Origin of the sequence: Sphingobacterium deserti, from assembly GCF_000757725.1 — a bacterium.
Taxonomy (GTDB): domain Bacteria; phylum Bacteroidota; class Bacteroidia; order Sphingobacteriales; family Sphingobacteriaceae; genus Sphingobacterium; species Sphingobacterium deserti.
Genome location: NZ_JJMU01000066.1, coordinates 24,591 through 47,409, shown reverse-complemented (window position 1 = coordinate 47,409; position 22,819 = coordinate 24,591). Strand labels below are relative to the sequence as shown.

The window sequence follows — 22,819 nt, the reverse complement described above, 5'->3', positions numbered from 1 at the left end:
ACATCCTATTAAACAGGTAGATCTTAAACTTCATACAAGTAAAATAAGCATATATAATGAATACAGAAATTTTTGGAATAGTCGTCATGTTCATCGTGTCGGTGCTGCTCGCTATGCCCTTTGGCCGCTACGTGGCTAAAGTTTACAACGGCGAACGCACACGGTTTGATCCAATTTTTAATCCGTTAGAACGGATATTCTTTAAATTGAGCAATATCGATCCCCGCAGGGAGATGAATTGGAAACAACATATGCAGGCCATGTTAACCATTAATATGCTGTGGTTCTTGTTATCGATGTTGATTTTAATGACTCAGGGATCATTGCCTTTAAATCCCGATAACAACCCGAGTATGTCCGCTGATCTCGCGTTTAACACCTCCATATCATTTCTCGTCAACTGCGACTTGCAGCACTATTCTGGCGAGTCTGGGCTGAGTTACATTGGTCAACTGTGGTTGATGTTCCTGCAATTTGTCAGTGCAGCAACAGGTATGGCCGCTGTGGTTGTCCTATTTCGTGCCTTTCGAGACAGGATTACTAGTGGTTTGGGCAACTTCTACGTGTACTTCGTCAAGTCGTCCACACGTATTTTGTTGCCACTCTCATTGATTCTCGCTGTTGTACTTGTGTTTGAGGGTACGCCAATGACTCTCGCAGGTAAAGGGACGATGCTTACCCTAGAGGGTGATACCATTCAGGTTTCTCGCGGTCCGGCGGCGGCATTTGTAGCTATTAAACATGTTGGAACGAATGGCGGCGGTTTCTTCGGTGCCAATTCTGCCCATCCGTTTGAAAACCCTACTTACCTTACTAACCTAATGGAAATGGTAGGTCAATTAATCATTCCATTGGCTATAATTTTTGCGTTTGGTCATTTCATCCGCCGGCGAAAGCTATCCTGGATCATCTTCGGTGTCATGACAGCAGGCTTCCTCATATTGGCCGTTCCAAATGTGCTGATGGAGGTACAAGGTAATCCAGCGATTGCAGAAATGGGTGTGAATAACAAGCTAGGCGCAATGGAGGGGAAGGAGATACGTATTGGTGCGGTGGCATCCGGCTTTTGGAGCATCGTAACGACCGCTATTTCTACCGGTTCAGTAAATGCTATGCACGACAGCAGCATGCCGTTATCCGGAATGAACCAATTGCTGGCTATGATGGTGAATGCATTTTATGGCGGTTGTGGTGTAGGGTTATTAAATTTTTTCATCTATATCATCCTTGCCGTTTTTATCAGCGGGCTTATGGTAGGGCGTACGCCCGAATTTTTAGGCAAAAAGGTGGAAGCACGTGAGATGAAGATAGCCATGATCATTGCCCTAATACATCCCTTTTTTATCCTCGTTGGAACGGGGTTAGCTACTGCATTTCCTGCACAGGGAGCGGCTACGCTAAACAACCCCGGCTTCCACGGATTTAGTGAGATCTTGTACGAGTATACCTCATCGTCCGCAAACAACGGTAGTGGATTTGAAGGGTTGGGTGATAACACCCTATGGTGGAATATTTCAACAGGCATTATCCTTATCCTTTCCCGCTTCCTGCCAATAATTGGTCCTATAGCTATCGCCGGTCTGATGGCGCAAAAGAAATACATTCCAGAAAGTGATGGCACACTGAAAACCGACACTGGGACGTTCGGGATGATGATCTTTACCGTAATTGTGATCACTGCCGCTCTTTCCTTTTTCCCAGCGCTGGCGTTAGGACCTATTGCCGAATACTTTACCATAACCCAATAACCTATTATCCAATATAAAATGAGTAAGAATCAGTCTATATTTCAAAAGGAGATAGTTCAGCAGGCGCTGAAACAATCTTTTGTGAAATTAAATCCTAAAGCAATGTTCCGCAATCCGGTGATGTTCACTGTTGAGGTGGGAACGCTGATTATGGCGGTAGTGTGTCTATGGGTTTTAAGTGGGGAGCAATCGCAAGGCAGCTTCGGATACAATTTCACGGTGTTTATTATGCTTTTTTTAACCCTACTCTTCGGAAACTTTGCCGAGGCAATTGCCGAAGCAAGAGGAAAAGCACAAGCAGATAGCTTGCGCAAGACGCGTGAGGAGACACCAGCGAAGCTATACAACGGTCAAACCATCTCATCAGCAGCCTTAAAAAAAGGTGATGTGTTTATTTGTGAGATGGGGGATGTTATTCCTTCTGACGGGGAGATTATGGAGGGGCTTGCTACCATCGATGAAAGCGCTATTACCGGCGAATCCGCTCCAGTGATTCGCGAAGCAGGCGGCGATAAGAGCTCTGTCACTGGTGGAACAAAAGTGCTCTCTGATAAAATTACAGTGCGTGTTACAACACAGTCGGGTGAAAGCTTTTTGGATAAGATGATTGCACTGGTAGAAGGAGCTAGTCGTCAAAAAACGCCCAATGAGATAGCGCTCACGATTTTGCTGGCCGGCTTCACACTGGTGTTTATTATTGTAACGGTTACGCTTAAGCCGTTTGCAGATTATGCCAACGTCAGCATCACGATTGCATCTTTCATTTCGCTATTTGTTTGTCTAATCCCCACAACTATCGGCGGACTTTTGTCGGCCATCGGCATCGCGGGAATGGACAGGGCTTTGCGGGCCAACGTAATTACGAAGAGCGGCAAAGCTGTAGAAACGGCTGGCGACATTGACGTCTTATTGCTAGATAAGACTGGTACCATTACCATCGGTAACCGTAAAGCGACACAGTTTCACTCGGCGCACGATGTAGGACTAGAAGCGTTAACGAGGGCGGCTGTGTTAAGTTCTATGGCTGATGAGACACCGGAAGGTAAATCTATTATCGAACTGGCTGCAGTCAATCCAGTAAGCTATGGCGTGACACATCCGTCCTACGTGAAATTTACGGCGGAAACACGTAGCTCGGGTATTGATTTTGAAGATACGCGTATCAGGAAGGGTGCGACTGACGCGATTCGTAGCTTGGTGCTGGCAGCAGGAAATAACTTTCCACAGGAGATTGAAGAGCGGGTAAAAAGCATCGCGCAGCATGGCGGTACCCCATTAGTGGTTAGCCAAAACGAGGTAGCCCTTGGCGTGATCGAATTGCAGGATGTCATCAAAACCGGAATTCAAGAGCGTTTTGAACGTCTGCGCAAAATGGGTATCAAAACAGTTATGGTAACAGGTGATAATCCGCTCACTGCGAAATATATCGCTGAAAAATCAGGTGTTGACGACTTTATTGCCGAAGCAAGGCCGGAAGACAAAATGAACTACATCAAACGCGAACAGGCTGAGGGCAGACTTGTGGCTATGATGGGCGACGGAACCAACGACGCGCCAGCTTTGGCACAAGCCGATGTCGGCGTGGCTATGAACAGCGGAACACAAGCGGCCAAAGAAGCCGGCAACATGGTGGATCTGGACAATGATCCCACAAAACTCATCGAGGTGGTGGAGATCGGGAAACAGCTACTTATGACACGCGGCACACTGACAACATTTAGTATTGCCAACGATGTGGCCAAGTATTTCGCAATTATCCCCGCGCTATTTATTACGGCTATACCGGCATTACAAGGTTTAAATATCATGCACCTGAAAAGCCCAGAAAGCGCTATTCTCTCTGCGGTAGTTTTTAATGCGATTATTATACCTATGCTCATCCCTTTGGCGTTAAAAGGGGTTGCCTATAAGCCTATAGGTGCCAGCGCGCTATTGCGCCGCAACCTGCTGATCTTCGGCCTTGGTGGCGTACTCATCCCTTTCGTCGGGATCAAATTGATTGATATGTTCGTATCCATTTTTATATAAATCCTTCCACGTTTACAAATAACATCTTAAAAATCCACAGCTATGAAATCTCATGTAATTCCCGCTTTAAAGATCACGTTTTTCCTTTTACTGCTGCTCGCTGTAGCTTATCCTACATTGGTTTGGAGTATTGCAAAGCTCTCGTCTGGCGGGGGCGAGGGGCAAACCCTCAAACATAAAGCAAATACTTATTATAGCAATATTGGTCAGTCCTTTACGCAAGACCGTTACTTTTGGTCACGTCCATCCGCCGTCGGCTACAACGCAGCGGGTTCTGCAGGAAGTAACAAAGGCCCATCAAATGAAGACTACCTTGCTGAGGTTCGGGAACGTATGAATACCTTACTAGCACAGAACCCTGGCATTAGCATCTCAGAGATTCCGGTGGATCTCATAACCGCAAGTGGGAGTGGCCTTGACCCTCATTTTTCCGTACAGGCCGCCAAAGTGCAGGTTGACCGGATAGCCCGCATTCGTCAACTGCCAAAGGATAAGCTACTAGCGCTTATTGACACTCATACGGAGCGTCCTTTGTGGGAGATGCTTGGACCGGAGAAAATCAATGTGCTGAAATTGAACATTGCGCTCGACAACTTATCCGGTTCACAATCTGTTAGGTAACGCCCAACCTTATTTATCAAAAACGAATTTACTATGAACAAAATGCTATTGGTCCTGGGTGTTTTACTAGCCAACGGACACTTGTTGATGGCGCAAGAGCAGGTATCAAGCCCACTAACAATCAGCGGATATGCCGAAGCTTATTATAGCTATGATTTTAATAACCCTTTGAACAATAGTCGGCCAAGTTTCGTGTACAGCCACAATAGAAATAATGAGGTAAGTATCAATCTTGCCTTTATTAAGGCGGCATACAATACCGAAAATGTACGAGCAAATTTGGCACTGGCAACAGGGAGCTATATGAACGCCAATTATGCCGCCGAACCGGGTGTGTTGAAGAATATATTCGAGGCAAATGTTGGTATTAGAATTAGTGAAAAGCATAACCTTTGGATAGATGCAGGTGTTTTTCCTTCACATTTGGGATTTGAGAGCGCAATAGGAAAAGACAATTGGACGCTAACCCGCAGTTTATCCGCCGATAATTCGCCTTATTATGAGACTGGTGCAAAAATTTCCTATACATCGCCTACCGGGAAATGGTTCTTCAGTGGCTTGCTGCTCAACGGGTGGCAGCGCATCCAGCGCATAGACGGCAATACAACGCCGTCTTTTGGTCATCAGATCGTATACAAACCCGACAAGAAGTTGACGCTAAACAGTAGTTCTTTTATCGGGAGTGATAAGGCAGATACTGTGCGACGGATGCGTTATTTTCACAACCTCTACGCCACGTATCAAATCAGCAATACCTTCGGTATTACGGCCGGTTTTGATATTGGGCTCGAACAAACAGAGAAAGGAAGCAGTGATTATAACACATGGTATACACCAGTCCTGCTTGCAAAGTATGTTTCGTCACCTCGACTTAGTCTTATCGCGAGGGCCGAGTATTATCAGGATAAAAAAGGGGTGATTATTTCAGTAGGTGATACGCCGAGTGGATTTGAGATGGTCGGCTATTCGCTCAATTTGGATTACGCAATTTTTGACCAGCTGATCTGGCGTACTGAATACAGAAACCTGCATGCACGTGAAGCAACGTTCATAGACAGGTCCGGAAACGTGACTACAAGCAGTCCAACAATAGCAACGGCGATCGCAATCGCTTTTTAGCGCGAAATTCAGCTAATCTAGAAACGGCATCATATCTCCCTTGGGAATTTTGTATTAATTTTGACTATAGGATAATGGAAGGACGGAAGAGTGCTGAATATTTTATGGAATTGGTTACCCGTTCTAAACGCGGTAAGTTTAAGCTATATATCGGCATGAGTGCAGGTGTAGGGAAAACGTACCGTATGCTGCAGGAAGCACATATGCTGATGAAAAACGGCATCGATGTTAAAATTGCATATATCGAAACACACGGACGGCAGGAGACGCAAGCGCTATTGTCCGGACTGCCGGAAATCTCCCGGCGAAAGCTCTTCTATTGCGGGAAGGAGCTTGAGGAATTGGATGTCGATGCGGTTTTACAGATTCGACCAGAGGTCGTGCTTGTTGACGAGCTCGCCCACAGCAATATCCACGGAAGCAAGAATGAGAAGCGTTGGCAAGATGTACTGGAGATACTGGCTGCCGGAATAAACGTCATCAGCGCGGTGAACATCCAACATCTGGAAAGTCTTCACGATGATATTCAATCGATAACCGGCATTGATGTTCGCGAGCGGGTTCCAGATCGTGTAGTGGATCAAGCAGATGAGGTAGTGAACATCGATCTCACGGCGGAAGAATTGATTAGCCGATTAAAAGCAGGAAAGATCTACGATGAAACGAAGATTGCCGCCGCACTAACTAATTTCTTTAAAAATGACCATATTTTGCAGTTGCGCGAATTAGCCTTGAAAGAGGTAGCTTCGCAAGTACAACGTAAGGTAGAACTGGAGGTCGTACAGCAGCGTGGCAAGAAAAAAGAACGGTTTATGGCTTGCATAAGCGCAAATGAGAAAACAGCGAAAACTGTAATCCGAAAAACAGCACGTCTAGCTGGGTATTACAACAGCAGTTGGTTTGTGCTTTACGTGCAAATCCCGAACGAGGGCGTGGATCGTATTGCCTTAGATAAGCAACGCCATTTAATCAATAATTTTAAATTGGCTACCGAGCTTGGTGCCGAGATTATCAAGATACAAGGTAAGAACGTCGCGCGAGAGATTATTGCACAATGTGAGCTTCGTAAGATCAACACAGTATGCATCGGTAAGCCCCACCTTTCCCTGGGTAAAATCATTTTGGCGGGTGATACGTTTAGGGTGTTGCTGAATAAGTTAACGCAAGGAAATATCGATCTGGTCATTCTGTCTTAAGATAGACGCACTATAGAAACTATGAAAATAAAAACGAAACTTACCTTAGGCATAGGGACATTATTCCTGATGGTTTTCTCATTAGCCGCATTAAGCGGCTGGTACATTCACCAGTTGAAAAAGGATACGGATCGTATTCTTACTACAAACTACAACAGTTTATTATACGCTCGGAATATGTTGGTTTCATTGGAAGCATATGCAGAGGACGACCGGGCTGTGTTACGTTTTCAAGACAACCTGATTCAGCAACAGCGGAATATTACGGAGGCTGGCGAGAAAGAGAAAACAGCTGACATAGCCGCCCGGTTTGAAGAAATGAAGCAAGGGTCGGCTGATCAGATCTTAAGATCATCCATCAGAAAGGATATAACCGATCTCATGCAAATGAATATAGAGGCAATCGCAAGGAAGAGCGGCATTGCTGGGCAAACGGCAAAGGATGCCATCATCAGTATAGCGATTGTTGGAACGGTATGTTTTGTAATCGCTTTTACGCTATTATTGAATTTACCGTCAAACATTGCTGATCCGGTCAGAAAACTTACGGAAAGTATCCGACAGATTGCCCGGCAAAACTATCGCGAGCGAGTACACATTTTAGGAAGTAGTGAATTTGCAGAACTGGCCAGCTCGTTTAATACGATGGCTGAGAAACTGGAAGAATATGCTGAAAGCCAACTAGACGACATTTTGCAAAACAAGAGACGAATTGAAGCACTTGTGGAAAACATGAGCGATCCAGTGATTGGTGCAGATGAAAACAGAACCGTTATTTTTGCGAATGAACAAGCTACAAAAATTCTTGGACTTTCCCAGTCAGCATTGCTTGGCAAGCCTGTGAGCGAACTTACTCTCCATAATGACCTCCTGCGTGACTTATTTAAGGATATTTCTTCACCATCTGCCGGGGAAGAGTTCTCTTCAACCCTTAAGATATTTGCTGATGGTCGGCAAAGTTATTTCGAAAAGGAAGTTGTGGATATCAATGTTGTACCCACTGGCGAGAACGAGCTTAAATATATCGGTCAGGTGATCATGCTTAAAAATATAACGCCCTTTAAAGAGATGGATCTCGCCAAGACGAATTTCATTGGAACGGTTTCTCATGAATTTAAAACGCCGATAGCAGCGATTCAGATGGGAATACAGTTATTGCAGAACGATCGTGTTGGTAAGCTAAATGATGAACAAAAATATTTGATACATGGTATCAAGGAGGATTCAGATAGATTGCGAAATATCACCGCTGAATTGTTAAACATCGCGCAGGTCGAGAGTGGCGCTATTAAGTTGAATATACACGACAATGAAGTGAAGCCGATGCTCGAATATGCTATAAAAGCTAATCAAGTAGCCGCGGATCAAAAGCAATTATCGCTTCATGTTTCAGTTGATGCGGATGTTAATAAAGTGCTTGCCGACAATGAAAAAACAGCTTGGGTATTGACCAATTTAATTTCAAACGCCATACGCTATTCGCATGAAAACGCTGCTATTGAGATACATGTTGAGAAACAGGGCACACGGATTCGTTTTGAAGTAAAGGATTATGGTCAAGGTATTGATTCCAAGTACAAGGAACGTATATTTGAACGATATTTTCGCGTTCCTGGTGCTCGCAGCGGGGGCACGGGGCTGGGATTAAGTATCAGCAAGGAGTTTATAGAGGGTCAAGGAGGCGAGATTGCTGTAGATAGCGAACTCGGTTCCGGAAGCAGTTTTTTCTTTTATTTAAAGGAAGCAAAATGAGTAAAGTTTTAATAATCGATGACGAGCAAAAGCTACGTCAATTGATGAGTAGGATAATAGGTGTCGAAGGAGACGGATTTTTGGTACTCGAAGCCGCTAACCTAAAATCTGCACGCACCCTATTAAAGCAGCAAGAGATTGATGTTATTTTATGCGATGTGAAGCTTCCCGATGGCAGCGGAATAGACTTTATCGCACAGATAAAAGAGATACAACCATATGCTGAAGTTGTGTTGTTCACGGCCTTTGGTAATATTCCTGATGGTGTCTCCGCCATTAAACTGGGTGCGTTTGACTATCTGACAAAGGGCGATGATAACCATAAAATCATACCGGTGTTGCACCGCGCGGCTGAGAAGGTCACGTTAGCAAAGCGTGTAGCGCAGTTGGAAGCCAAAACGTTTAAAAAATATGCTTTCGAAAATATTCTTGGTGATTCGCCTGTTTTAAACAAAGCTATTTCACTATCGCAAAAGGTTGCGCCTTTGGAAACTTCGGTTTTGCTGTTGGGAGAGACTGGAACCGGAAAAGAGGTTTTCGCCAACGCAATTCATTTCGCCAGTCGAAGAAAGAACAAGAATTTTGTGGCAATTAATTGTGCCGCGTTCAGTAGGGATTTGTTAGAAAGTGAACTCTTTGGGTACAAAGCAGGGGCGTTTACGGGCGCACTATCAGATAAGAAAGGACTGATTGAAGAGGCGGATAAAGGAACGTTATTTTTGGACGAGATAGGCGAGATGCCGACGGCGCTACAGGCAAAATTGTTGCGGTTATTGGAGTCAGGAGAGTATTTGAAAATAGGGGATACTAAAGTTAGTCAAGTCGATATCCGCGTAATAGCAGCCACCAATCGAGTTTTGGAAACAGAGATAGAGCAAGGAAACTTCCGTGAGGATCTTTATTACAGACTTTCTACGTTTCAATTAAAATTGCCTGCTCTGCGCGACCGACCCCAAGATATTCCTGAGCTTGCTAACGTGTTCGCTGAAAGTTTTTCGTTAAAGATTGGAAGAAAAGACATCACGCTGAGCAAAGAATACACCGAACAATTACAACTTTTCAACTGGAAAGGCAATGTAAGAGAACTTAAAAATGTAGTGGAACGAAGTGTGATTACAGCTAGCGGAAATATTCTTCAGGTAGACGACTTACCGCATGAGATTGCCCAATTGGCGGAGCAAAATAGGATAGCTACAAACCAATTCTCTCTTGCCGCTGTCGAACATGCCCATATCCGAAAAGTGTGCGCCCTAACTGGCGGTAACAAAGCAGAGGCTGCCCGCTTGTTAGAGATTGGTTTATCAACGCTTTATAGAAAAATCGAAGAATATGGCTTGAAGTAGGAAAAACATACGCAATAGCATACATCAAAGAGCAAATCCTAAATGAACCACCGTGCCAGATGTATTTTAAGAACGGGGCGACAAAACATAGACAAGCGAGCAGAAATAGCAGATCGATGTGAAAGATTGGCTTATAGGAGTATTGCTAAAAAATAGGCTGTAAAGTGATAGATAGAAGGCTACATACCCTCTAACTACCTTTTATTCTAACTTATCTACGAGTCTACTAATACAATCTACTACTCTTTTTCGATCTTCCTCTTCTTTAATGTTCAAACCGCAAAACGTAGTTCCTACAGCGCGAGCATGGGTGTTGAGATAATAGATGCCAGCTACGAGCAATGCAAACAATGGTGTAGCGTCCTCTTTAAAGCTATTAGCAGAATTTACAGCGTCAATCAATTGATTGCCCAGCGCTTCACGTTCCATAACAATTCCTTTAAGGACTTCGTTATTTCCTGCGAGTTCCCATATAATCATCTGTTTTAGTAAATCGCTCTCATATATCTGATTAAACTGGTCGTGCAGTATGCCTTTTACTTCCTCCTTATCAAACTTTTCCGGTGCAGCGCTATGGTTTAGCCAAAAGTCCTTCGACCGAAGGTACTCTTTAATCAAGTTATCAAAATCTCCAAAATGGAAATAGATAAGCTTTTTATCAACGCCAGATGTCGATTCGATCTTAGTAACTTTAAGTTCTGTAAAACCCTCTGTTTCCAAAATATGACCTACTGCATCCAGTAATTTTTGCTTGGTTCTTAGTGCTCTTGCGGACTGCTTTCTTTCCATGAGATAAAAATAGAAAAAAATATGTATCAAAAAAGTTATTGCTTATCAATTGTAGCGCAAAATTTACAGAGTTACCATTTTCTATACCTAATCACTAAACAAGATTATTCTCCCTAACACTTTAAAATAATAATTCCGAGCGCGAACGCTCGGAATTACTAAACTTACTACACTCACCATGATGATTATTAATCAACCATCTTTATAAGAACAATAAGGTATACGGTTCGTTTAAAAAAACTGAAACCACTGGTACGTAGATCTATTTGCGGCCATCGAATTGCTTTAGCCATAGTTCAACAACATAATTGGCAGATGTTATTTTCGGAGCTAGTCCTTCTTATTATTAAGCGTAGGAAAAACCAATAGGACAGTAGTATATTTATTTAATTCACTTTTTATAGTTATTCGACCGTCTAATCTCGCCAATATCTTACTTGCCAGGCTCAGTCCAACGCCCGTACCTGGAAAAGACTTAGCGTTAGACGCTCTATAAAACAAATTAAATAGTGTATCAAGCTCATTTTCTGGTATGCCGATACCATTATCTTTTATACGGTAATAAATATAATCACCCTTTCTTTCACTAGATATTTGAACCGTTGGTATTGATCTTTTTGATGAATAACGCACCGCATTTCCAATGATACTGTAAAAAAGCTGCTGTATCAAACTCCGGTCGCCATAGAGCGGTAGCAGCTCACCGATTTGAAACTGCGTAAGCGGACTATTTAAAACATCTTTCACTTCGTCTTGAATACTTGCAATAATTTCATTCATAGATACCAAACTATGCTCGGTCTCGTAGTGCCTGACTTGGTTTAGGCGTAGTGTATGGCTTAATATACTTTCCATACTACCTACAGATGCTAAGATAGTATCGCACCATTTGTGTATTTCAGCTACAGGCATATTTGTTTTTGATCGCATGTATTGGACGCCCATTTTTAGAACGCCTAGGGGATTTTTCAAGTCATGGGATAAGGTGTTGGTGAGCGACTCCACTTCTTTGTTAAATTTAATTAGTGAATCTTTCTCTTCCACTAGCTGAAGGGCTTTTTTGCGGGCCGTTACGTCGGTTGAAGTGTGAAGGATTGTGGCCGTTTTTCCCTCGCTATCAAGAATCGCCTGATATTCGAAATCGAAATACCTAATTTCTTTGACGCCGCCGATCGTTAATTCAGCTGGGTATTCGCTCGCGCGATAGGTTACACCGGAATGCCACACGTTTAACAAAAGGTCTGTAAATCCTTGTTCGGTAAAAGACGGAAACACATCACCAAAGTTTTTTCCTATGATATCATCTGTCTTTCCCCAAACGGCTAACATCGCTTGATTTACGAAGCGTATGTTCAAGTTGGCGTCACTGTAAATAGCAATACCTTGTGGGGAATTAGCGATAATACCCAGTATTTGTTTTATGTTGGAATTCATGAGGTAGTTGATCAGACTAAGATACAAAACACATTTAACAAATAAATGTTTGATGCTATTTAATAATAAATCCCGGGCTAGGGAGTCCCAGGATTTAAAACTAATCTTTACCTTATTTATGAATCACGTATTTAACAACTACGTATCTAAAAACGTTTTATAAAAAAATAAAAAAGATCGAGATGCCGAAACTATCCGTTGATCTTTTTGGTTTAATAAGAGGAGAGAAGGGCAAATGATATACATATGAAAACGAAAGTAATTTTGGCGGCGACGGATACAGATTTGAATACTTGTCCTGAACGTGTTTTAGAGGAGATTAGGAAGGCAGCCTTACACGCAGCGCAAATGCAGGGCTTTCTGGCGGGAGAAAAAGTTCTTCGCGCTGATTTGAGTGCCTGGCCAGCTTTAATAGACGTGGAGATGTCCCGTTTAAAAAAAGCTTTTTGTTGGAATAAACATTATTAAATACACCTAATATAGTATAAGCATGGATATTGACTTACGCATGGATAGGTACGACTTCCACTACCAGTTTCGGGAGAACCCGCAAGAGTTTGATTGGTCATTTCACCCTGAGCGCATCATCATTAAAAACGAGGCCTTGCGCACCGGCGATAGCGAATTATATCAACGCTATTTAAAAGTTGCTTTCCCCCATAGAATGGAAGCCGAGATATCGGCTTTCAATCTGACAGCAGAACGGCTGCAACATTTACCTGGTGATGATGCTTTCAAACTGCTCCGCGGTTTAGAAGTAAACATTCTACGATCGGATATCCATTGGGAGGAAGATGATGCCATCTTTACAGCTAAAATTATTCCCGATCTGGATATTTCTTTCTTAGTTGGAGATGCCGATGATGAACAGCTTATTTTAAATTATGTATATCCATCCTGGATTACCAATAGGAAATCGCTATGGCTTGATTTGAGCGAATTACAATAATATTTACTTATGATGAACTTTAATAGAAAATTTGAACAGACTATCGACGGGCAACAGGTCGTATTCGATGTGACTTACGACCCTACCACACATCACTTCCACGTCCTTGAAACGGGAAGAGAAACCGGATACTTACTAAAATATGATATGACAACTCGGGTCTGGAGTACAGAAGGGGACGCACAGCCGACTTTACCAGCGGAAGAGCTAGCTACCCTAGTTCAAAAAAGTTTCGGCCATTTTGTCTAGCGGAGCTACGCTACGTGGGAGTCATTTCTACGGTAAATACTGCTATAATTACGTTTTTTAGAAGTGCAGTTCAACGAAAGTGCTTTCTGTTCGTTGATAAGAAAACTGTCAGCCGATAGTAATTCGGCATTTGTTGGATAAAAATTAAAGAAATGAAAATATCTACAAACATCGTTGCTGGCGCTGCTGGGGCACTTCTCCTCAACGTAATACATGAGCTCGCTCGTAAGAATATCAAAGATGCACCTCGTGTCAACGAGCTGGGAGAGGAGGGAGTTGTCAAAATTAGTGAGGCTATGGGTGTCAAGCCGCCTACTGGAAATAAACTGTATGCAAGTACCTTAGCGTACGACTTCGTTGGCAATGCATTTTATTACAGCGCGGTTGGAAAAGGCAAATCCAAGAATATCTGGCTTCGCGGTTTAGGGTTAGGTCTTACAGCAGGGATTGGGGCGATAGCACTGCCAAAGAAAATTGGTTTAGATGACCAGCCCGTAAATCATTCCAAATTGACACAGGTACTTACCGTAGCATGGTATACCCTAGGCGGACTGGCGGCAGCGGCCGCAGCTGAACTTTTGAAGGAGTCCCCGTCAAATGGTGAAAGTGAATAGCATAACTCAAATAATGAATAAATTAGTTAGCACATAAGCTAAACAAGAAATAACAACGTTGAACGAATATGGAGCAAAATAGAGAAGAAAACTTGACGGGCAAAGATGCTTTGGCCAAGATTAGAGAAATTGCGGATGAAGCCAAAACATGTTTCTTTTGTACGGATATCAGGACTGGTATTCCGTTGTCTGTACGACCAATGGCTATATTACAGGTGGATGATCATGGATTTTTATGGTTCATGACATCGAACGAGACAAAGAAAGAAGAAGAGATTGAGGAAAACCCCTTTGTACATTTAATGATGCAAAGTGGACAACGCGCAGGATTTTTAAATCTTTACGGAATCGCCGATGAGCTTCATGTCCAAGAAAAGATTAATGAGCTTTGGAATCCATCGTTAGAGATTTGGTTCGATAGTCCAGAGGATCCAAAAATCCTACTAATTCGAGTAGAAGTTTTAGAAGGGCACTATTGGGATAATAAACATAGCGCGCCGGTAGCTGCCTTCAAAGGGTTAAAGTCCTTGATCACTGGGAAACCTGATCACGACGGCGTACACGGTGAAATAGATATTTAGCAATAAATTATGTTTCGATAAAGTCTCTCACGCGCGGTTATAGCCGCCATGAGAGACTTTAAATCTTAAACTACTACCGCGCTATCGCGGACTATTTAATAATAAAAAATTGAATCTAACCAAAACTAATAGCCATGCAAGGCATAGCTCCTAACGGTTAACTTCACTTGCTGATGCATTAGCAAGTGTGCTTTCGAGCGTACTGTTGAATAACGATAGAAATTCCTCCAAATCTTCGCTCGTCCGACTGGTAACCAGCAAGCCATCACGAACAGATGATTCATTAATCCAAATACCACCCGCGTTGTCGATATCTGTTTTTATCGTCTTGACCGATGTAAGTTTTCGATCGGCAACGAATCCAAGTTCTACCAAAGGCCAGATTCCATGGCACAACGTACCAATAGGCTTCTGCTCCTTTATAAAATGATCTACAAATGCTAATACCTCAGCATTTGTCCGTAGATTATCTACGCTCAAAGCACCACCCGGCATTAAAAGAGCATCATATAATTTCGGATCCGCCTTTTTAATATGCCTATCGATCGCGTATGAGGAGCCCCAGTCCTTATAGGTCCAAGAGCGAACAAACTCTCCATCTTTCGGAGAAATAAGATGCGTTTTAAAATTATGAGCTTTAAAGAAAGGTTTCGATCCCTTTACTGCCCATTCGTCGAAACCATCGGAAATTAGGATTGCAATAGTAAACATAATTATCTTTTAGTCCTTTTGCTTATAGACAGTTGAACGCTGAAATAGTTTTTCAAAAATGCAAGCACGTTAAGAAGGGTCGTTAGTTACTATTGCCAACTCTCCGGTTATTTATCTCAGGTTCCGCCTCATCGTGCTCAATTTCGTCAATATCCGGCTCTGGGCGCTCCAAAGGGTCGATATCCGGCTGTTCCATTGGCTCGTTTTCTTCAATTTCATCGATCTCAGGTTTGTCGGGGATTTCTGGATCCATATCAGGCGCTTCCCGCTCACGATTTGGAGGAGCGGATGTGCCGTCGTAATCACCAGAGAGATTGGAAACTGTGGACAATAAATCGAGTGCAAATGTTTCTACTCCTAATAATGAAAGTGGATTCGTTTTTATGTCTGTGCTAAAATGGTAATTTGTCATCGCGTTTTTTATGGGTATAACGTCGTTCACCTTACAATAGTTGCGTTGTTAAATACGGTAATGCTTACCCTAAATACCCGGTCGTTCACACCTCAAACCAATTTTGCTAAAGAACGGCCGATCAAGATGAATAATTAGCATCGCTAACCCCGGTATATGCGGCAGCTTAAGGTTGAATACACAAAACGAATAGATACTTATGCCGCTTGTTTAAATACCCTAATTGTAATTTCCGCCAACAAACATCTTCTAATAAGCATTCTATTGTTGAGACACATGACATAAGTTGATGCTTGTTAACGCAATGTTCGTCAATTCGATAAGTGGTGAACTGAAGCTTTAGGTAGTCTTTATTGAAATGAGAAAACAAGAAACGATTAATTTGAAACGTTAATCATAACACGATAAATAATTAAACCCTTAAACGAATGTAATATGAAAAAATATTTTATTCTATGTTTCAGTATACTAGGTACATTGTGCATGACAAATTCTACCCTATATGCTCAACAAGATACGGTAACAACCGAGACGATCGATCAGCAGTTTATTGATAAAGCAGTAAACTTAAATCGTTTTAAAGTAGCTGTAGCAAGTCAGGCTATAGAGCGATCCAAAAACGACGAAGTTAAACAGTTTGCACAGACGCTCCTAACCGATCATAAAAGAATCTTGGAAGAGATAGAGCAAGCTGCAGTGGCCAAAAAACTTGTTCTTCCTACAAAAATGGATGAAAGCCATGCCTCGATACTAAAATCTATGGGCGAATTATCAGGTGGAGATCTGAATAAAGCCTTTAAAGATGTTGTAATCAAAAGTCACGAGGACGCGATTGCGCTTTTTGAAATAGGAGCAGGTGAAAACGGTATTAACGATCCCGAACTTAAAACTTGGGCCAGCGAGAAAATTCAACCGTTAAAAAATCATCTGGAAAGCGCGAGGGCATTAAACGTTGATGCAAGCCAGGCTGTATCAGAAGCACTCAGTGTTTTGTAAATTACGAAGCGAATACTTCGCTTGCGAGGATACTACAAAACCAACGAATAGTTCTTAAGTCTTAAAGATTGAAAACTACATTTAGTTCCGTTATAAAGTTATAGCGGAACTTTTTTATATGATGCTTAGCTCTTGTCACAGTTGACGAAAAGGTGGGGGGAGTATCCAATCGCTGTCAACAGCGTAGCCTGTCGCGCTCGACTATATTTTAGCCTTTAAAATTTGCAATAGTTTTTTTTCAAGATTGCGCGTATCTAAATCTGTTTCTTTCTTTTTCATACGCCCTATCCAAGAATTTAATTCTGCATTTTCATAAGCCTCAAGTATACTTGGGTGTATGTAATGCGATCTCGTGACAGCCCGCGTATTACCCAACACCGCAGCTACCTGATCAATAACTGCCAAAACATTTTTCTTTCGTTCTGCAACCGTTACGGGAACAGGCTGCGCGATAAGGAACTTTAAAGCCATTAGGCATGCATTCCACGTGCGAAAACTTTTGCAGCTGGCATTGATACCCATTACCTCTTTTAAATATCCATTTATGTCGCCGGATTCCAGTGCACGTATTTCGCCTTCATCGTCTACATATTGAAATATACGTTGCCCCGGTAAATCTTTCACTTTAAGAAGCATTTTGATCAATGTCTTTTCCTGTAGGTATGTCTGCTGAACAACGCCTTTTTTTCCTACGAATTTAAAAAACAATTTATTAGTAGAAATCTGCTTTACATGCTTATTTTTTAAAGTTGTCAAACCATAAGACCCGTTTGTTTTTTGATAAATGCTATTTCCCGCTCGGAAGGATGTTTTCTGCATAACGGAAACCGCGACCGCACATACTTTTTCCCGCGAAAGGCTTCGCTTACGAAGATCTTTGAGCACGGCTTTCTTTAATAGGGGTAGCTTCGCTCCAAATACATGGAGGTCGGTAAATTTCTTCTCGCTACGTATTGATGTCCATTTTGCATGGTATCTATATTGCTTTCGGCCACGCACATCTACTCCAGTAGCTTGCAGATGGCCATTTGCATTGGCACAAATCCAAACATCCGTCCATGCCGGAGGCAAAACGAGTGTCTGAATGCGTTTTAGCACCGTCTCGTTGCTAATTTCGTTACCCTTATGATCGAGGTAACGAAAATGCTTACCTTCCGCTACCCTGCAATATCCTTTATCATTGCAAGATACATAGCGCAATCCAATCTGCTGTAGCACTACCTGCTCATTTCCTTCTCCAATTTCTGACATCTTTTAATGATTTCTGATAGCGTTTATAAGATCTTGTTTTTTCATTTTGTGACGGTTTGCTATACCTAAATTTTTCGCTTCCTCCAACAGTTCTTTCACTGTTCTCTCGTCCAGCTTCGAAGCGTGCCCGCCCATTTTGCTTGCGTTCTTACTATTAGCTATGCGTGCCGCCTTCTCCTTACTAGCGCCCTGCTCTCGCAAAGCGGAATATTGCGCTTCATTTTTGATATGTGGATTTTTGCTCTTTGCCATGATTCATTCGATTTAAGCAAATAGAAATTTGCATTTTAAACTATCCTAATAACATACATCGTGGGCTGATCGTTTGCTCGTCGAATACGGCTTTTGCAGCACGCAATTTTTGGTCGAAAAACATGTTGGATGTACTAAAAGCCGGGCCACTGTACTACTACGCAGTTAACGGTGCGTATTTATACGTTTTCTTCGATACATTAGAACATCGGTTGCGACGCGGTGTTTTTATACTATAAACGTAATGCCGATCCCATGATACAAGTAGATATTGGATAAAGGGGAAAGTATACATTCACTAAATTATAATCAATATGGAAGAAAAGACAAACATTTACGATCCGGAAGAGCCAAGGGATGACACGCCACGTAAGGAAGTTCCGCGTCCAGCACAAGAGGAGGTTAACGATAAACCTGCTGGTAAAACCATTGCGTGGACGATAGTCGCAGCTGTAGCTGTCTTAGCTTTGGTATACTTCTTATTTTTTTACGGGAAGTAAAATAATTGATAACACGAAAAAAGCGGACCGTATTGTGTCCGCTTTTTGTTTTTATATGCAATTGATATTTATTGTTCGTAAAGGCTGTCAAAGAATGCTGGGCTATCCAGTTTCATTGAGATCCTGTAGGCTGCATTGACCAACCCAACATGACTATAGGCTTGCGGAAAGTTACCCCACTGGCTACCGTCTGACTCGTTAACATCTTCACTAAAAAGCATCAAATGGTTTCCAAAAGAGAGCAACTGCTTAAATACCTCTTGCGCTTCATCCAAACGACCAACGCAGGCCAAAGCCTCGACATACCAAAAAGCACAAACCAAGAATGTAGCTTTCGGCTTGCCAAAATCATCCGTATGTAAGTAACGATAAAACAAGCCATGCTCGCCCTTGAGCTCCTTTTCCAATTGTTCTAAATGCATCTTTGCACGATGGCTCGACGGGTCCAGATAGTTCATCATGATCAGCTGCAGCGTAGATGCATCAAGATTACCGCTTTCCACAGCATTCGTGTACACTTCTTTCTGCGCGTCATAGCAGCTTTCGATATGCGCGGCTGCCTTCTCGCGCAGACTTATTGCTTTTGCTGCCATATCTGCCAAATTGTATTGCTTTGCAATTTTCAAAGCCGCCGTAGCACCCGCCCATTGGAACAAATTAGAATAGCAATGTCGATTTTCGAAGTTCCGGAATTCCCAAATCCCAGCATCCTTTTCATCGATAGTTGCCTCTATTTTGTCTAAAATAAAGTTTGTCCAATCTTTCGTAAAAGCTAGATTTTGATGACGAAAGCGGTGGTCCGTAAAGAGCGGAAGCAGCGCAATTAGTGCCTGGCCGTATACGTCATTTTGGATGTGTTCTGAAGCCTGATTACCTACTCTTATGGGTCTGTTGCCCATGTATCCTTCTAGGTAATCCAGCGTATATTCATCCAGTTGATGCTGGCCCATAATGCCGTATAACGGCTGTAACCGGCCTCTATCGGTTTGCGTGATATTGGCTATATACGAAGCATAACGTTCCATCTCTTCAAAATGCCCGATATGGCTAAGAGCTTGCAGAACGTAGTAACTATCGCGAAGCCAACAGTACCTATAATCCCAGTTTCGCCCCGAGCCGGGAAATTCCGGTAAGCTTGTCGTGCTTGCTGCGATAATGGCACCGGTGTCCTCGTATTGATGCAGCTTCAGAACCAGTGACGAACGAATAACCTCTTTTTGATAGAACGAAGGGATGGAGGCATTTTTCACCCACTTTCGCCAGTATTGTTTCGTGCGCTTCAGGAAGTCTTCCGCTGTACGTTCTATAGGCGCCTCAAATGGGCTACCGTAGGTAAGTATCAGATAGATAGGTTTGCTCAATACATAAGGCAGATCGTCGTCAAAAAAATGACTGATAGGCATATTAGTAGCTAAACGCATTTTGACATCTCCGCGTTCAAACTGAATATGATTGCTCCCTCTTGACTTTTCGAAAGATTGTTGTCCGTAGTTGAATACCGGGTCACACTTCACGCGGATTTTTGGATGGCCGGATACGGGCTCTATTTTACGGATGAGCATGAGCGGCTTGTAGTAGCGTTCATATTGCTCAAAACGTGGCGCAAAATCTGTCACTTTGTAGGTACCGCCCTCTGACTCCACTACCGTAGCAAGAATATTGGTATTCTCGACGTAGTGCTGTGAAGTGCTTACGGATGGCGTGCTTGGCAACACCGAAAACTCACCGCCAAGACCTTTATCAAGCAGGCCACCGAAAACGAACGTGTCCTGAAAAGATGGCCAGCACAGCCAACTAATGTTTGTAGATTTATCGACATGGGCGATATACGCGCAATTACCTATTATGCCCGTGTTGTAGACATGTTTTTTCTCTCTATTCATGTTATAATTTTTGGATTCTGAGCATTTGTTGAGGTTTCATTTTCTAGATCAAGATTTGACGTGGCAAAATAGTCAATAAGGCTAACGGCCTCTTCCTGACTTTCTACATAATATTGCGCTGCCGATTTTTTATTACCTACCTTCACTGTAATTGCTTCTTCAGGAAGCTCTAAAAACATATCTTCGTCTGTAGCATCGTCGCCAATAGCAAATATAAAATCAGGCTTATAGTGGGCAACAACCTCTTTTGCCGCCTTTCCCTTATTTAGTTCGCTGCTTTTAACTTCGATAACTTTATCTCCTAAGAGCAATTGCAAGCCATGATGCGGGATTAGATAACGAAGGCTGTCGACTAATTCCTGTGATCTTAAATGTCCTAAACCGGTTTGTGTTTTTCTATAATGCCATGCCAAAGAATATGTTTTTTCTTCGACTATAGCCCCAGCTGTTCGGTTGGCAAACTTGTTCATAATATGTTTGACAGGGATCTTCCAACGGGTAGAGATGTGGCTTTTTCCGTGCCATTCCCGATGTGGGTAGTTGCTCCAGGCACCGTGTTCCGCAACTAGAAAATATTCTTTCTTACCAAACCAACGATCTAATGTTTCGTGCGGGCGCCCGCTAATAATTACAATTTGGTTTGCTGGATTGCTTTGGAGCATCTCCAACGTTCTGTATAGCGATTCCGTTGGTGAAGCAGCATCCGCATCTTTATGAAAACCAATAAGCGTACCATCGTAGTCTAGAAAAAATAACCTGCGCTGAGCTGAACGATATCGCTCCGAGATGTTTTCTTTCACTTCAGATCTTACTCTTCGTGCCATTTCTTGCTTTTGAATGGTTTTAATCTCGTGCAGACGGTTGAAAAAGATCTTAACCCAATGTCTCACATTGAATTTTTTTACGATCTCAATACTGTCTTGCATCCGCTCGCGTTGCTCCTGCATTGGCATTTCAATAGCGGTTTTGAGTGCTTCTCGTATCTGATCGATTGAATTTGGGTTTACTTGAATCGCTTCCAGCAACTCTTTCGATGCTCCTGCAAGTTCACTCAATATCAAAACCCCATCCGTATGCTCTTTACTCGCAACATATTCTTTGCAAACTAGATTCATTCCATCACGTATAGGAGTAACTAAGCATACGTCTGCCGCGACATAAAGTGCAGACAGCTCTTCAACTGGAAACGAATTATAGTAGTAAGCGATAGGTTGCCATTCATTGACGCCATATATCGAATTAATGTGCCCAACAGCACGATCAATTTCGTCGCGCAGTAGCCGATATTGCGGCACGGTATCCCGAGATGGCACCACCAACATGTACAACACAACCTTTTCACGAAGTTCGGGATATTCTTTTAACAGGCTCTCAAAGGCTTGTAATCTTTCTATTATTCCCTTGCTATAATCCAATCGGTCAATGCTCAGGATAAATTTTCGGTCTTTGTAATAATTTCTGATCTCTTTTGCGCGATCGCGAATAGCTTCGCTTGCTGCAAGGGCGCTGAATTTTTCGAAGTCTATTCCCATCGGATACACTTCCGCATAAACACTTCGCCCATCTACATGAAGGCTATTATTTTGTATCGGTAGTCCTAGTAGGTGTGTACATGCGTTTAAAAAATGCTGACTATCATTGTATGTATGAAACGCAACCAAATCTGCGCCGAGCACACCTTTTATCAATTCATCGCGCCAAGGAATGCTTCTAAATACTTCGTCGGGCGGGAAGGGGATATGCTGGAAGTAGCCAATGGCAATGTCAGGATGTTGCTCACGGACAAGCTGCGGAAGTAGCATAAGCTGATAATCGTGAATCCATACCTCATCCTTTTCGCTCGGACTTTGTTGATTGACGACAGCTGCAAACTTACGGTTCACCTCCTGGTAAGTATGCCAATTTTCAGTGGTGTATACAGCATATGATAAACGATAGTGAAAGATGGGCCAAAGAACTTCATTTGAGAAACCTTCGTAATAACCCTGCAATTCATCTTCCGTTAAGAAGACGGGAACCAAATTTAACTCCGCAAGTTTTTCACGGGTAATGGCCTCTTCATATTCATTCTCTGGCACAAAGCCAGGCCAGCCAACCCAAATATTTCCTTCTTGTTGGTAGATCGATCCTAGCCCTGTCGCTAGTCCACCTTCACTCGGAATGAAGTGAAGTTCATCATTACGTCTTTCTACTCTTACCGGTAACCGATTCGAAACTATTACTGTTTTTTTGTTGCGCATATTTATGAAAAAATCTTGAAGTAAGTGGGTCAGGATAAAACTTACTTATTGTCAATAGGTATAAATTGAACAAGCTAATCTTAAAAATGTTTAAAGTTTTATAAGATTAGCTTGTTGACGGCCAGTTATACACCGTATGTGACTAGATTTT

Annotated in this window: 22 protein-coding genes; 14 read left to right on the top strand and 8 right to left on the bottom strand. The window is 42.6% G+C overall.

Features of this window, described 5'->3' with window-relative positions:
* Nucleotides 1–56 precede the first annotated feature (56 nt).
* The 7 genes from kdpA to DI53_RS17590 all read left to right on the top strand — a co-directional run bounded on the left by kdpA (nt 57) and on the right by DI53_RS17590 (nt 9,807).
* The gene (kdpA, locus tag DI53_RS17620) at nt 57–1,748 is read left to right on the top strand and encodes a potassium-transporting ATPase subunit KdpA (RefSeq protein ID WP_037502944.1); all 1,692 of its coding nucleotides are present in this window, start codon (nt 57–59) and stop codon (nt 1,746–1,748) included.
* Between the two features lie 18 nt (nt 1,749–1,766).
* Nucleotides 1,767–3,776 carry a potassium-transporting ATPase subunit KdpB gene (gene kdpB, locus DI53_RS17615; RefSeq protein ID WP_037502943.1) on the top strand — a complete coding sequence of 670 codons (2,010 nt, stop codon included), beginning with the start codon at nt 1,767–1,769 and terminating at the stop codon, nt 3,774–3,776.
* A gap of 42 nt (nt 3,777–3,818) precedes the next feature.
* Complete coding sequence (kdpC, locus tag DI53_RS17610; RefSeq protein ID WP_037502942.1) at nt 3,819–4,397, top strand: potassium-transporting ATPase subunit KdpC; 579 nt, start codon at nt 3,819–3,821, stop codon at nt 4,395–4,397.
* A 33-nt stretch (nt 4,398–4,430) separates the two neighbouring features.
* Entirely contained in the window at nt 4,431–5,516 is a 1,086-nt protein-coding gene (locus DI53_RS17605; protein ID WP_037502941.1) for a porin, read from the top strand.
* A gap of 74 nt (nt 5,517–5,590) precedes the next feature.
* The gene (locus tag DI53_RS17600; RefSeq protein ID WP_193790656.1) at nt 5,591–6,712 is read left to right on the top strand and encodes a sensor protein KdpD; all 1,122 of its coding nucleotides are present in this window, start codon (nt 5,591–5,593) and stop codon (nt 6,710–6,712) included.
* 21 nt (nt 6,713–6,733) lie between these two features.
* A complete protein-coding gene (locus DI53_RS17595; RefSeq protein WP_037502935.1) occupies nt 6,734–8,464 on the top strand; it encodes a HAMP domain-containing sensor histidine kinase in 1,731 nt (576 codons plus the stop codon).
* Nucleotides 8,461–9,807 (top strand): sigma-54-dependent transcriptional regulator, encoded by a 1,347-nt coding sequence (locus DI53_RS17590; RefSeq protein WP_037502932.1) that lies wholly within the window; start codon nt 8,461–8,463, stop codon nt 9,805–9,807. Before DI53_RS17595 ends, DI53_RS17590 begins: the two co-directional genes overlap by 4 nt.
* Nucleotides 9,808–10,008: 201 nt before the next feature.
* Here the strand turns inward: DI53_RS17590 and DI53_RS17585 are convergent, their stop codons facing one another.
* Entirely contained in the window at nt 10,009–10,596 is a 588-nt protein-coding gene (locus tag DI53_RS17585; RefSeq protein ID WP_037502928.1) for a TetR/AcrR family transcriptional regulator, read from the bottom strand.
* A 330-nt stretch (nt 10,597–10,926) separates the two neighbouring features.
* Complete coding sequence (locus tag DI53_RS17580; protein ID WP_037502925.1) at nt 10,927–12,030, bottom strand: sensor histidine kinase; 1,104 nt, start codon at nt 12,028–12,030, stop codon at nt 10,927–10,929.
* Between the two features lie 246 nt (nt 12,031–12,276).
* Here DI53_RS17580 and DI53_RS17575 point away from each other — a divergent pair, with 246 nt between their 5' ends.
* From DI53_RS17575 to DI53_RS17555, 5 genes are all read left to right on the top strand, one after another.
* A complete protein-coding gene (locus tag DI53_RS17575; RefSeq protein WP_037502923.1) occupies nt 12,277–12,498 on the top strand; it encodes a hypothetical protein in 222 nt (73 codons plus the stop codon).
* A gap of 22 nt (nt 12,499–12,520) precedes the next feature.
* On the top strand, nt 12,521–12,979 hold the full coding sequence (locus tag DI53_RS17570; RefSeq protein WP_037502921.1) for a hypothetical protein: 459 nt from the start codon (nt 12,521–12,523) through the stop codon (nt 12,977–12,979).
* A gap of 9 nt (nt 12,980–12,988) precedes the next feature.
* The gene (locus DI53_RS17565; protein WP_037502919.1) at nt 12,989–13,228 is read left to right on the top strand and encodes a hypothetical protein; all 240 of its coding nucleotides are present in this window, start codon (nt 12,989–12,991) and stop codon (nt 13,226–13,228) included.
* Between the two features lie 152 nt (nt 13,229–13,380).
* The gene (locus tag DI53_RS17560; protein WP_037502917.1) at nt 13,381–13,842 is read left to right on the top strand and encodes a hypothetical protein; all 462 of its coding nucleotides are present in this window, start codon (nt 13,381–13,383) and stop codon (nt 13,840–13,842) included.
* A 68-nt stretch (nt 13,843–13,910) separates the two neighbouring features.
* Nucleotides 13,911–14,423 carry a pyridoxamine 5'-phosphate oxidase family protein gene (locus DI53_RS17555; protein ID WP_037502915.1) on the top strand — a complete coding sequence of 171 codons (513 nt, stop codon included), beginning with the start codon at nt 13,911–13,913 and terminating at the stop codon, nt 14,421–14,423.
* 150 nt (nt 14,424–14,573) lie between these two features.
* Here the strand turns inward: DI53_RS17555 and DI53_RS17550 are convergent, their stop codons facing one another.
* Together DI53_RS17550 and DI53_RS17545 are read right to left on the bottom strand one after the other, a co-directional pair.
* Complete coding sequence (locus DI53_RS17550) at nt 14,574–15,134, bottom strand: DJ-1/PfpI family protein (RefSeq protein WP_052072538.1); 561 nt, start codon at nt 15,132–15,134, stop codon at nt 14,574–14,576.
* Nucleotides 15,135–15,216: 82 nt separating this feature from the next.
* A complete protein-coding gene (locus tag DI53_RS17545; protein WP_037502913.1) occupies nt 15,217–15,546 on the bottom strand; it encodes a hypothetical protein in 330 nt (109 codons plus the stop codon).
* Between the two features lie 435 nt (nt 15,547–15,981).
* Between DI53_RS17545 and DI53_RS19770 the strand changes: the two genes are divergently transcribed.
* The gene (locus DI53_RS19770) at nt 15,982–16,542 is read left to right on the top strand and encodes a DUF4142 domain-containing protein (RefSeq protein ID WP_081939495.1); all 561 of its coding nucleotides are present in this window, start codon (nt 15,982–15,984) and stop codon (nt 16,540–16,542) included.
* A 201-nt stretch (nt 16,543–16,743) separates the two neighbouring features.
* Here DI53_RS19770 and DI53_RS17535 read toward each other — a convergent pair whose 3' ends face one another.
* Both DI53_RS17535 and DI53_RS17530 read right to left on the bottom strand, forming a co-directional pair.
* A complete protein-coding gene (locus tag DI53_RS17535; protein WP_052072536.1) occupies nt 16,744–17,793 on the bottom strand; it encodes a DNA topoisomerase IB in 1,050 nt (349 codons plus the stop codon).
* Between the two features lie 3 nt (nt 17,794–17,796).
* On the bottom strand, nt 17,797–18,045 hold the full coding sequence (locus DI53_RS17530) for a DUF7218 family protein (RefSeq protein ID WP_037502911.1): 249 nt from the start codon (nt 18,043–18,045) through the stop codon (nt 17,797–17,799).
* Nucleotides 18,046–18,359: 314 nt separating this feature from the next.
* On the opposite strand from DI53_RS17530, the gene DI53_RS17525 reads away from it, so the two are divergent.
* Nucleotides 18,360–18,545 (top strand): hypothetical protein, encoded by a 186-nt coding sequence (locus DI53_RS17525; protein ID WP_037502908.1) that lies wholly within the window; start codon nt 18,360–18,362, stop codon nt 18,543–18,545.
* 68 nt (nt 18,546–18,613) lie between these two features.
* On the opposite strand, the gene DI53_RS17520 is transcribed toward DI53_RS17525, so the two are convergent.
* Nucleotides 18,614–20,428 (bottom strand): glycoside hydrolase family 15 protein, encoded by a 1,815-nt coding sequence (locus DI53_RS17520; protein ID WP_037502905.1) that lies wholly within the window; start codon nt 20,426–20,428, stop codon nt 18,614–18,616.
* Nucleotides 20,425–22,668: a bifunctional alpha,alpha-trehalose-phosphate synthase (UDP-forming)/trehalose-phosphatase gene (locus DI53_RS17515; protein ID WP_071790521.1), complete on the bottom strand. Its 2,244-nt coding sequence runs from the start codon at nt 22,666–22,668 to the stop codon at nt 20,425–20,427. The genes DI53_RS17520 and DI53_RS17515 overlap by 4 nt, the downstream gene beginning before the upstream one ends.
* Nucleotides 22,669–22,819: the final 151 nt, after the last annotated feature.